The following is a 12070-nucleotide window of genomic DNA, read 5'->3' as shown; positions in this document are numbered from 1 at the left end:
TCACGTTTACTTTATGAAATTAGCTTTAATCCAATAACACTAATAATTATTAAGATAAGAGAAATCATTTTCTTGAAACTTCTCTTTTCATTAAAAAAAAGCATACCTATGATAACCGTTCCGGCAGTTGTAATACCTGTCCATACAGAATAAGCTGTGCTAACTGGTAGCGATATTAAAGCTAAAGACAACAAATAAAAAGTAAAGGCATCTGCAAACAAAACTGCGATTGTAGGCTTTAACCTTGAAAAACCTTGAGAAAACTTAATAAATACAACAGCTGCTATTTCTGTAAAACCTGATAAACAAAGTAACACCCAAGACATAAAAATTCCCTCGCATTTTTAATTATTGCTGATTTTGGAGCCTTCCGCATCCATTTTTAAATGTTCGTCAGTTGTTGTCAATTTAAGCCCAATGATTCCAACTATAAGCAATAACACAAAAAAAGTTTTAACAATACTTAATGTCTCATCAAGGAAGATGGCTCCGCCAACTACTGTACCTACTGTACCTAATCCAGTAAAAGCTGCATATGCTACGCCTATTGCAATGGACTTTAACGCTAGTGAAAAGAAAAAAAAGCTAAGCAAAATAAGTAATATTGTTACAATAGTTATAATTAGATTGGTGAATCCCCTAGAAAACGTTAGCCCGAAAGCCCAACCCACCTCAAGGAATGCACCTAGAATTAAATAAAACCAACCCAACCTAAACATTCCTTTCAGAATATAAAGCCAAAATACGTTATCCTGAATAACATTTATAACTGTTATACAAAGTGACATAGGCTTCGTAAATAATAAAGGATTAACGAAAAAAACTGACTTATCTAATGCCCCAAGTTTTCTTACTATTTATCGACCAAGTATTTTTTCCTTTATTTGATTTGATTTTCTAGAAATACGATATAAAGGATTATTCCATATTAATAGTACGCCATAGTTCAAGCTTTCAGAATCTGGAAAGTAGTTTGGAATCACTTTCACTGGACGACATCCAGCCTTTTTATAGATATGAAGTTCGGGGTCTAGTGGTTTACCACTTTTTCTTTTAGCATTTATGTAATCTTCTGGACTCATCTGATTTGCATATTTATGATAAAAAGGAAGTCTCCCACCTAATACTACGGACCTTATACTATTTTTAAATGTATAGGTCGCAATATGGGCAAGGAGTATACCTGATGCTGTAAAAGGTGCTTCTTTACTAAAACTCAAGTTTATTCCAAATACAGTATCTCCATTAGGTATATGAGTCTTAGATATAAAGCCTTTGTTACACATTTCTGCCCAAGTTTTTAATTCGGTTTTTCCCTGAACATAGTTAATTCGCTGTGTATTAGCAAAACCAACTACTAAGCCATTATTTTCTACTACAAATTGACCATTAGGGTTTACCTTAATAAGTTCCTCAAAGTGCTTACTTGTAAATGAGTACTCCTTTGCTAATGGGTCTACCCATGCACTATTTTCAATTTCTACACATCGAATAATATCTCTGGCTTCCATAAGTCGTACTTTTGCCACCGTCTTGATCCTCCCATTTACATTTTCGATTTTTGTATTAGTAGTAATAATTTGGGTTAAATAACAAAATATTACAATTATTCTACTATTCTACTACAAAAGTCACAGTCAATCCATGCCAAAAGTCACGAAAAATATAAAAATCTTTCTTTAATCAATACTTCGAAAATAATGGGCTTTTTTTACGTGAAATTAAAACATTTATATAGGGCAAGATTATTAAATCGTAGATTTTTACATATATTGGTTAATACTAATTTTCAAAAAGGAGTATGAATAAATGGACGTAATTAAAAAATGTGTAAGGTATGCAGATTTTCCGGATACCACTAATGGATGTATTGGATTTAAACAGTATAAAGATGATCCAAAAGCTGTATTTCCATGGATACCGATTAAAAAAAAGAAGGATAGTGGAATAGCGTATGTTCAAATAGATTCTCCAGAAAAAATGGATGAAATTGCGATTCAAGTTGGGGCTCAAACAAGAGAGGAATTTATAGATGAGCATGGGGAACCTTGGAAAGATAAGTATTCAAATTATTTATCAGGAAAAATTGGTGTTTATTTGGAAGGTTCTGAAGAGCGTGGAGAAGGGTTATTAGTTCATGTATACAATGAAGAGAAAAAAATTGATCAATGGCTAGAGCTTTCGTACCCACCTAGAGAATTTGTTATTTGGACAAATAGAAGATATAAAAGGTAATACCTTTTAAATGAACAACTGAAATGGAGTTTATCTGATAGCATTATTTGTAAAGTCACTTGGTACTAAAAAGGTTTAGAGGAGATTTTTCTCTAGGCCTTTTTGGAAGTAAGTAATACTACTGGAACGATGTGATTATACCTGTGATTTGGTCCTGCGTTTTTTCCTTATACACCTTACAGATGAACTTCCATGTATCTGATTCGAGACACCAATTAGTCTATAAATATGGAACATTTCAATTTAGCCGTGAAATAATTAATAATTTTGTCTTGATCTAAACATTGAATCAAGTCCCGGGGTTTTTATCTGCGAAAATATCAAATATTTTTAGGATGATATGTAATTTATTTTCCAAATATGGTTACCTTTTTTCGAAGGTTATTTTACAATAGAATTATACAACTAAATACCTACTAACCATACAAACTCCCTAAATTTATTAGTTATTTCTCCTGGAGGAAGTAGAAAAATGTTAAAAGAAGTTGCTAGCTGGTCGAAAGACGATACTCCTAACCTAATTGGTCGTAAGAAGGTGGATTGGTCCATTTTTGAGCATGGTGGTACTACTGTTCCAAATCAGTTTTATGAGCACTTTAAAAAAGCTAATAATGGAATACATATTGGTAGAGGCGAAAGAGTAGAAGTTAGATTAGTTATTCAAGATAAACTATATAAAGGAAAGCTTAGAAATGTAAATAGAAATGTTCCATCAGATACAATACAAATACTATACGGTAAGGAACTGAAGGATTATTTTAAGGAAGTTTTTCATTCTAGTTTTAAATACCTTAAAATTCATCATAAAGATAGCATAAAGAAAATAATACCCCAAGAGTGTGCTGAATTTATTGAATTTTATGAAACGGGGGAACCATTTAATTACAAAGTAAATTTAATTACTAAAAGTAATGAAGAGGAAAAACTTGGGACAAGAGATGAAGGATTGATTAATATGAGAATAATAAATAACAAGAGTAGACCAGGTATTTGCTACAGCAATGTCAGCTTAATAAAAAAAGCATTATTGCAAAATCCAGACCATATTTTGCCTTATCCTGAAATATTACTTTATTTGAAAAAGAACTGGACCAATTTGAATTCTACAACCGAAGAGATTACAAGGATCGTTGACTTGGCACTGAATGCTCCAAAATCCTATTTTAAAGAGGTAGAAGATGGATTATGGGGGATCAAAGATAAAATTGACGGAAGATTGAACCATATCTATGAATACATGAACCCACGAAAAATACCGCTTCGGATACCAGATATGAAATACAGATTAAGAGTTTATGAGCCGGACGATGTGTTAATGCAGCTATTATTAAGTGATATTCGATTTTCACAGATTGAAAATACCGCCTATTGGGTACTTTCCGAATGGGTAATCATCAATAATCTGGTTTATGACTACATATATAATACTGAGCTTCTAAATATTGAAAGAGAAAAAGTGGTAGAAAAAGTGATCCAGTTACATAAATTGGACAGAGAAAAAGCCATTTACCTTCCTCAATTCGATGATCGCTTCACGATTTATGGAAATAAAATAGGCATAAAAAGATCAAGGGAAGAAGACCTTATCATAAATGTGAAAGAAAAATTGGAAATTCCAATTGAAATAAGTGAGGAGATTGGAAGATTAAGCTATAAAATCATTCATTATATTAAAGAAAGAGACGGGGAAGTCTCCACACAAGAAATTGCATTCCAATTTTTTAATGCTGGGCCAAATGACCCGTCATACCTCATCTATTATGTTGCTATTGAAGAACTGCTTCAAGTGGTACCTGAAATTAAACAAATAGAAGAGAGTGTGTGGAAATACAGCGATAATGTACCTAATCTGAATTTAGAGAAGACGGAAAACGTATATTATGCTGTTCGAGATTCATCTCCGACCATCCAAAATGTCGATAAACTAAAGGAAGTTTCCAATCAAATGGCCCACCAAATGCAAAAGGAAAATGTCGGTAGAGTGGAAACAAAGGGTGAGGTTGACCGAAAGTATGTGTACCATACGGTTTCGTACTATGACCGGGTAAAGGGTTATTTTTCTATACCAAATGCGTTAATCGAAATGTCTGTTCTATTCCGTCAAAATGATCATGGAAAAGTAATGATCAAGCATGAAGATTCCCGTTATGAATGGTTGTGGGAAAAGTCAGGTGACAAGTATTTCTTTTACGGTGATGGTGTAATGGACCTATTTTCGGATTATTTAATTGAACCTGGACATAGATTCAGATTCGATATGGATAAACAAGTCATGTTTTTAATCCACCTCCATAATGTAGGTTTTGATGAGCGCTATGCGTCTGAGCAACAAAGATTTCTGGATATTGGCAGACTTGTGGAAGAAAGCAAATCAGTAAATAAATCCATTTTTAGTCTGATGTGCGAGGTACTGGCCGTCCATCCTTCGGGAATGCATTGGTCAGTATTACAAGATAAAGTATCGGAATTACGCTCCACCACAAGAAATACAATTACAAACATGCTCAGCAAAAATGAATGCTTTGAACAGGTTGAAGGAAAAAAAGGGTATTGGAGACTGAATATTAGCAAATTATCAAGATACTATATTAACGAAGAAAACGAAAAAGCCATGGATGCTACCGATCCGGTTCAGGTTTTCCCGGAAGTTAAGGAAGAAGAGCTTTTAAATGTATCTTCCAAAGCTCATCCCGAAGAAAATAGACCGATCGAAAATGAAAACAATCGATTACATGAGCTTCAGCAGTTAAGCACACAGGATTTAATTATCCAAATTCAAGACAAAATGAAACAAATACGCCAGGATGAAATGAAATTTAAAGAATCAATTTCTGAAATGGTAAAGGAACATTTTATGATTGGCAACATTTCAGCCATCGAAGATTTGTACCAGGCAACCAAGCCTAACATCAAGTTCTTTGAGAGAGTTGGAAACTTTGTTATCGAACAGGAGAGGAAGAGTGAAGAATGAACCTGGAATCGTCCTCGAATATTGAACTGTTGAATAAATGGAATGAGATGATTAACGGTTATAAATTAGAGCTTAGTAGTTTTAAAGATTTGTTGAGTAAAAAACAAAGTGAATGTGAGAACGAATTGCACGGATTGGTAGCCAACACGTCTATTAGTTTTTCGGAACGGTCCAACCGAATGCTTGCTCTAATAAAGGAACAGGAAACTATTAAACATTTAATCGATGATCTAGAAAAAGTAACTGTGGATAATATACAGATTTAGGTGATGAACAATGAATGCGGTTATAGGAATGAGATTTCAAACATCCGAGATAAAAAACATGTTTAATCCTGACTCGGACATTTGCCAAAGTATTATCGAATTGGAACGATTTCTATTTGACTTTGGATTGTTCGATGAAATGAAGGAACTATACGGAATCCCCTACTCTCAATTAATCTATAAAAAACAAGGGGAAGAGATTTTAACCATTTATGTAAATAAATCAAATTATTATATTAAGCTCATAGGATATGACTGGAATGTTATTCCGTTTTTCCAACTCCCGATTGAATTGGAATTTACGATTGAAAAGACTCTTTCGTGGAGACTTACCAATTTGGATAAAGTAGAAACAAGGCTGTTGGAAGACTCATTGAAACAGGCCATATACCAATCAAAGGATTTAAAACAATTAAAAAGATTTATTCTTGTCGTAATTAAAGCTTATTCAGATAAGGCGTCCTTCTTAACTGCCAATAAATTGATCGAAAGTGTTATGGAGCATTTCTGGGAAGGAAATATAACCGAAATTTCACAGCTTTATAATCACTACACTCATTCAAAAAGCGAGCAGCTAAAACAGTTTATGGTTAAATGTGAGAGGGAGCTGAATTTTACGGCTATTGTTAACCCCAATAGGCTAAGTGCAACAATGGACATTGATCCTTCAAAATTTAGCAATATAATTCTGACCATTCAAAGCTACCTGGAACAGTCATTAAGGAAATATATCCATTCTATTAAAAACTTGTGGTTTGATTTGGAATTAATCCAAGATCAAGAGGAATTTCATAAAAAAGCAGAGGATATCAGATCCATCGTTGTTGCTACTCAGGAGTTTATCAATGAAATGAGTAGGTTAATAGAAAAAGAAGAAACTGAGGTTACCGAAGATGAACCTAAGACTGAAAACATTGTAGAATTGAACGTACCGGAAAACGGACTGTTAACTTATCTTGTTGAAAAGTCTAAAGTATTTCTTGATAAAAAAGATATTTTTCAGGAGTTGAACCCTTCCTTGGCCATTAATGAGCCTACCTTGGAGAAACTTTCTGGTGATCTGGCGAATCGGGATGCCTTTAAGGAAGAGTATAAAAACCTAATAAGGATTATTTTCGAAAAAAGCCAAAATAATGGGTTCACCGTAAGGGAGAAAGTTCGGACATTTTTTCTAGGAAAATATGATAATGAAGAGGTACGGAAAGACTTCGAGCGTAGGTATAATGTGAAACGGTTATTTGTAAAATCGACATTGGAAATTGTTTTTGAAAACATGATGAAAAAGCTTATAGAGTGCAATATGGTCAAAGAAGAAAAAACCATCATTCAGTTCTCGCAACAAGAGAAAATTACTTACAATTATAATTTCCAAATCTATGAAGTTGTCTGACCCCTTTTTTGGAGGGGGTTTTTTCTATTATAAACAATGCATGAAACTAAATGTATAAACATAGGTCATCCTAAGAAAGGAGCAAGTCATGAAACCTGGACCGAAAACAGTTTATCAGTTTCTTCTTGCAAAAGAGGATAAGAAAGCAAATGTAACGGAATTAATCGAACAGCTGCCGAAACTTTACCTGAAAAAGGAGCAAATAAACCGCTGGGCTAAGGAATATGCGGATGTTTTTATACTAGATGGGGACCAGTTAAGGATCAAAACCAAGGATGTGCCCGTTGCCACAAAGGAAAGAGAAAAGTCTAAACCGATGGATATGAAACCGTATGTCAAGCGGCGCTCTCAGTTAGTGAATGACCTGCATAAATTATTCGTGGGTCCATTCGAGGAAGAGGAAATATTGGGGAAACGGAAGCCGCCGATGTCTTTTTATCTTACTGGCAAACTAGCACCTTATGGTTCAACGTTTGAAGTCATCAACGAGGATGATAATGATATTCGCACGAAAGAAGTTCTGGATACGGAAAATTTAGATGAAATGTTATCAAACCGAAATCCTTTTCGCCCGTCTTCAATGGGACTTAGTTTCCGAATGAAGCAGTTGGTGCCAATTACCATTACTGCATCTTGGGGAATGTATGATGATGAAGAGCATAAGCGAACCTTAGTTCAAAAGGAAATATCATTTGTACCGGAAACAAAAGAATTTAGCTTAAAAGAACCGGCAGTATTGAAATGTAAGGTAAGAGAACGGGATGGACTTTTTCATGTCAGTTTATTTTTGATGAATAGCTATGTCAGAGATTCCTATCCATTGCAGAGTGAAATTATGTTTCAAACGCAAATATCTATTTCCTTTCAAGCAAGTGCAGCTGCTGCATTTTCATCAAAAGCGGACAAGTGGAATTATCAGGATGAATTGTTGTATCGGCATGTAAAAGAATATGCCATTGGACATGGGGTTGGCGTCGATTATCATGTTGATTCTGAAACCTGCACCATTCATTCGAATTGGCTGCCTGCATATGAATTGCCCGTTGTGGAACATCGATCGATTGACCAGTTAAATGTGAGAATGATGGATTTAGCAACCGTGTCGCAGCAGGAATTAAAGGAAAATTTATCGATTATTCCAAAGACGTATGAGAAATGGCTGAACCAACAAAGAAGCCAGGTAGTTGAATTACCTATCCATTTACAACAGGTAGCTGAGGAAAATATCCAGACAGTAGAAAAAATGATTACAAGAATAAAAGACGGGATCGATATTGTGACCGATCCACGTAATCCCTTAGAATATCAAGCTTTCCAATTTGCCAATAAAGTCATGGCTATCCAGCAAGGCCAATCACTTGTTGCACTCCATTATCGTGATAAAAAAGAACGGATTATGCCTTTCTATCATGGTGAATGGCGTTTATTCCAGATTACTTTCTTTTTAATGAATATAAATGGAGTAGGTAATCCAGAGCATGAGGACCGCGATGTCGTTGATTTGCTTTGGTTCCCGACTGGGGGAGGAAAAACAGAAGCTTATTTGGGGCTTTCTGCGTATCTGATTGGGCTTAGACGTTTAAAAGGATTGGCGGCCGACCCAGAAACTTATGCGGGCGTTACTGTTTTAATGAGATATACGCTTCGCTTGCTTACGACCCAGCAATTTCAAAGGGCAACGGCAATGATTTGTGCTGCTGAAACGATCCGAAGAAGCAATCCTTTAACATGGGGGATGGAACCATTTCGGATTGGCCTGTGGATTGGTCAATCCTCGACACCGAACAAATTCGAACAAGCACAGGAAAAATTAACGGAAATCTTGCAAGGCAATGAGGTTCAAGAAGGTAATCCAATGCAGCTAGAACATTGTCCATGGTGCGGAACCGAACTAACCGTTCATGATTATTATGTGTCCAGCACTAAACAAAAGATAACATGCTCGAATAAGCGGTGTGAATTCTCAAAAGAAGACGGAATCCCGGCCTTAACCATTGATGAAGCAATTTATAATTATGTGCCAACGATTGTAATTGGAACGGTGGATAAAATTGCTCAGATTGCTTGGAACAAGCGCCTCGGTGAACTATTCGGCAAAAAAACACATGTTAGCCCAATCGAGGGGTTTGTAAATGATCCAAATTACAGGCAAAGCCACCGGATCAATGGGAATGTCATCCCAACGAAAAAGATAAATGGGTTAATTCCCCCAGAATTAATCATTCAGGATGAACTGCATTTAATTAGTGGACCATTAGGATCCCTGACGGGCCTATATGAAATTGCCGTTGATTATTTATGCCAGTACCATGGGAGAGGTCCGAAAATCATTGCTTCCACAGCCACGATTCGCGGAGCCGAAGAACAGGTAAAACGGTTATATGGACGAAAAGTATCTCAGTTTCCCCCGCAAGTATTGGATACCAGGGATTCATTTTTCTCCTATGAAGTGCCGCTAGATAAAAAGCCAGGCCGCTTATATTTAGGTGTTTGTGCACCCGGTGTGAGTGGAACCATCCATACGGTTCATGCCTATTCAGCCTTACTGGCCTCGGTTAGAAAGGAAGAGGTGGATACTACATTGGATCCATATTGGACCGTACTTGGCTACTTTAACACAGTGAAGGAATTATCGGGTACTTCTACTAAATTGAAGGATGAAATTCCGATTCGCCTAAAACTTATCAGCCAAACGAAACATGATTGGGAGAATCTTCATACCGAAGAGATGACAAGCCGAAAGAAAGCATCAGAAATCCCTAAATTATTATCCTTAATGGAACGCAGCTGTAGTGAGGAAGGAGCTTTAGATGTTGTATTGGCTACAAACATGATATCGGTCGGAGTCGACGTGAATCGCCTAGGGGTGATGGTTATGCATAATCAACCGAAAACAGCCGCCGAGTATATCCAGGCAACAAGCCGGGTAGGCCGTAAATACCCTGGCTTAGTATTAACCTTATTTAACTCCCTTCGGTCAAGAGACTTGTCACATTATGAACAGTTTATCTCGTTCCATGAAGCGATGTATCGCCATGTTGAACCAACAAGTGTGACTTCATTTGCCCAGGGCTGCCGCGACCGGGGAATGGAAGGTCTCATCGTAGGAACAGTACGGCAAATCCATGACAACTTAGGAAATGAAACGAGTGCCATTAACTTCAAACCGGATAAGAAAACCGAAGATATACTAGCATTTGTATGTGAACGTGCCGAGGCGACTGGTGAAATTAGCAAAGAGGAAATCCGTGAGGAGATTGAAGAAATTTACAACTGGTGGTATAAGCAAACTCAAGAACAGGAGAAACTTTCCTATCGCCAAAGCCAATATAGAAAGATTCATTTATTAAAAGATTTTAATGAAGGAACGAACTATACTGAAGCTCGGCCTGCATTAAATTCACTGCGGAATGTAGAATCAGAAATAAAAGTCATCGAGGTGAGAGACTATGAGTAGAACGGTCGGGAAACTTCGTCCATCACAGTTAATCCAATATCATGCCCCCGGAGCCATCGTCGACCTGATTGAAGACAGTGTAATGATTACGGCTGCGGATGAATGGAAAATCCCGTATGCGAATCGTATGCATGAACAAAGACTCGAAGGATACCTAGGTCTTTCTCATTTAAGACTTATTAATGATCAAGAAGATAAAATTAAGGTGACCGCAACGCCATTTCCAAAATGGCGGATTTGCCCAAGCTGTGGGATGATGGATCCCTATGCAAGAAAAACCTGTTTTTATTGCGAGAAAGAGAAAAAAGAAGTCAAATTATACCCGGCACGTTTTGTGACAGTTTGTGAAAAAGGGCATATCAGCGACTTCCCTTGGATTGAGTGGGTCCATGAAGGAAAAAAATGTTCAAGTGATAAGCCTGTATTAAGATATGAATCAAGAGGAAATGCAGGTTCGTTATCAGATATTCTCGTCACGTGTGTGAAGTGCAGGAAATCTAAAACACTAGGCCAAATTATGAAAAAAGAAGAGCTTAAAAAGATTTTGCCAAAGTGTACTGGTGAACGTCCATGGCTCGGAGATCGTGTGGAATGCAATGAAGACATGCAGACGTCGATTCGAAGTTCATCGAATATTTATTCTCCCTCTATTGCCAGCGCCTTGTCGATCCCACTGCAGGAGGGGATGCAGGATGAGCTTCAAGTAAAGGTTGAGTCGCTAAGAGATGGTATTACCAATTTAATGAACAGTTTACCGAATGGGGATATTCTGAAACAGGCGATTTGTGGGATGTTATCAATCCCTCTGCAGCAGTATGAGAGGGTCATGAGATTTTATCACCGTGAAGGTGAGACCTTTACCTATGATTCAATTAGAACACAGGAATGGGGGACATTTTTACAAAAAAATGTGGATGACCGTTATAAAACTGGTTTTCTATCAAAAGAGGTTCCGATTCCGAATGAACTGAACGATTATTTTCAATCTATTGTCCGAATCGATAAACTTCGAGAAATTCGTGTCCTTAAAGGCTTTACCCGATTAGACTACCCGGACCCATTTGCTGAGGTCGAACACGAAGTGCTGCCAATTATGAAATACAAACAAGATTGGCTTCCTGCAATCAATGTCCATGGAGAGGGAATTTTCTTCGAGTTTAACTATGCGAAGGTACTAGAATGGGAGAATATTTCAACTGTAAAAGAGGAAGCAGCAAAGATTTTTGCGAAGTATAATCGACAAAGAGAGCAATTAGGCTACCAACCGCGGGCTCTGTTGCCAAGACATTTACTGATTCATAGTTTTTCACATATGATGATGAAGGAATTTGCCGCCCATTCCGGCTATGCGACGACTTCTCTACGGGAACGCATATATTGCAGTGATGAAATGATGGGGGTCTTGATTTATACGGCTTCTTCCGATTCAGAAGGGAGCCTGGGAGGATTAATTGAATTAACTAGACCAGGAAAGTTGGTTCCCATTTTCTTGCGGGCGTTAGAGAAAATGGAGTATTGTTCTTCCGACCCACACTGCGCCGACGGGGATTTTAGACTGCAAACTTCGATAAACGGAGCAGCCTGCCATTCCTGCAGCTATGTTTCGGAAACCTCGTGCGAATGGAACAACCAGTTGTTGGATCGCCGAATGTTAACGCCTATTATCGGCTATGAAGACCTTGCCTATTTTCGTATATAAATAATAAAAAAATCACTATTTCTGTTTTGAAAGCAACAGAAATAGTGATTTT

The 12070-nt window shown here is 37.0% G+C and carries 9 protein-coding genes; 6 read left to right on the top strand and 3 right to left on the bottom strand.

Features of this window, described 5'->3' with window-relative positions; genetic code table 11:
* Positions 1–11: 11 nt before the first annotated feature.
* The 3 genes from V5M37_RS16110 to V5M37_RS16100 all read right to left on the bottom strand — a co-directional run bounded on the left by V5M37_RS16110 (position 12) and on the right by V5M37_RS16100 (position 1529).
* Positions 12–326, bottom strand: a complete 315-nt coding sequence (locus tag V5M37_RS16110) for a DMT family transporter (protein ID WP_423798191.1) — start codon at positions 324–326, stop codon at positions 12–14.
* An 18-nt stretch (positions 327–344) separates the two neighbouring features.
* Entirely contained in the window at positions 345–710 is a 366-nt protein-coding gene (locus tag V5M37_RS16105; protein ID WP_423798190.1) for a DMT family transporter, read from the bottom strand.
* A 147-nt stretch (positions 711–857) separates the two neighbouring features.
* Positions 858–1529, bottom strand: a complete 672-nt coding sequence (locus V5M37_RS16100) for a hypothetical protein (protein ID WP_423798189.1) — start codon at positions 1527–1529, stop codon at positions 858–860.
* Between the two features lie 280 nt (positions 1530–1809).
* Here V5M37_RS16100 and V5M37_RS16095 point away from each other — a divergent pair, with 280 nt between their 5' ends.
* The 6 genes from V5M37_RS16095 (at position 1810) to drmB (ending at position 12018) form a co-directional block, all read left to right on the top strand.
* Complete coding sequence (locus tag V5M37_RS16095) at positions 1810–2235, top strand: hypothetical protein (RefSeq protein WP_423798188.1); 426 nt, start codon at positions 1810–1812, stop codon at positions 2233–2235.
* Between the two features lie 472 nt (positions 2236–2707).
* A complete protein-coding gene (locus V5M37_RS16090; RefSeq protein ID WP_423798187.1) occupies positions 2708–5206 on the top strand; it encodes a hypothetical protein in 2499 nt (832 codons plus the stop codon).
* Positions 5203–5472, top strand: a complete 270-nt coding sequence (locus V5M37_RS16085; protein WP_423798186.1) for a hypothetical protein — start codon at positions 5203–5205, stop codon at positions 5470–5472. Before V5M37_RS16090 ends, V5M37_RS16085 begins: the two co-directional genes overlap by 4 nt.
* 10 nt (positions 5473–5482) lie before the next feature.
* Positions 5483–6862 carry a hypothetical protein gene (locus V5M37_RS16080; RefSeq protein ID WP_423798185.1) on the top strand — a complete coding sequence of 460 codons (1380 nt, stop codon included), beginning with the start codon at positions 5483–5485 and terminating at the stop codon, positions 6860–6862.
* Between the two features lie 88 nt (positions 6863–6950).
* A complete protein-coding gene (drmA, locus tag V5M37_RS16075; protein WP_423798184.1) occupies positions 6951–10319 on the top strand; it encodes a DISARM system helicase DrmA in 3369 nt (1122 codons plus the stop codon).
* Positions 10312–12018, top strand: coding sequence for a DrmB family protein (gene drmB / locus V5M37_RS16070; RefSeq protein ID WP_423798183.1), 1707 nt, complete (start codon positions 10312–10314; stop codon positions 12016–12018). The genes drmA and drmB overlap by 8 nt, the downstream gene beginning before the upstream one ends.
* The last annotated feature ends 52 nt before the right edge of the window (positions 12019–12070 follow it).

The organism is Neobacillus sp. SAB-20_R2A (assembly GCF_049568635.1).
Lineage (GTDB): Bacteria > Bacillota > Bacilli > Bacillales > Cytobacillaceae > Neobacillus > Neobacillus citreus.
This window is presented reverse-complemented; position numbering and strand designations above follow the sequence as displayed.

Bases quoted from the DNA above. Each gene is read 5' to 3' on its own strand.
- V5M37_RS16085 (WP_423798186.1), top strand. From the start codon at position 5,203: ATGAACCTGGAATCGTCCTCGAATATTGAACTGTTGAATAAATGGAAT.
- drmA (WP_423798184.1), top strand. From the start codon at position 6,951: ATGAAACCTGGACCGAAAACAGTTTATCAGTTTCTTCTTGCAAAAGAG.
- V5M37_RS16110 (WP_423798191.1), bottom strand. From the start codon at position 326: ATGTCTTGGGTGTTACTTTGTTTATCAGGTTTTACAGAAATAGCAGCT.
- V5M37_RS16090 (WP_423798187.1), top strand. From the start codon at position 2,708: ATGTTAAAAGAAGTTGCTAGCTGGTCGAAAGACGATACTCCTAACCTA.
- V5M37_RS16095 (WP_423798188.1), top strand. From the start codon at position 1,810: ATGGACGTAATTAAAAAATGTGTAAGGTATGCAGATTTTCCGGATACC.
- V5M37_RS16080 (WP_423798185.1), top strand. From the start codon at position 5,483: ATGAATGCGGTTATAGGAATGAGATTTCAAACATCCGAGATAAAAAAC.
- drmB (WP_423798183.1), top strand. From the start codon at position 10,312: ATGAGTAGAACGGTCGGGAAACTTCGTCCATCACAGTTAATCCAATAT.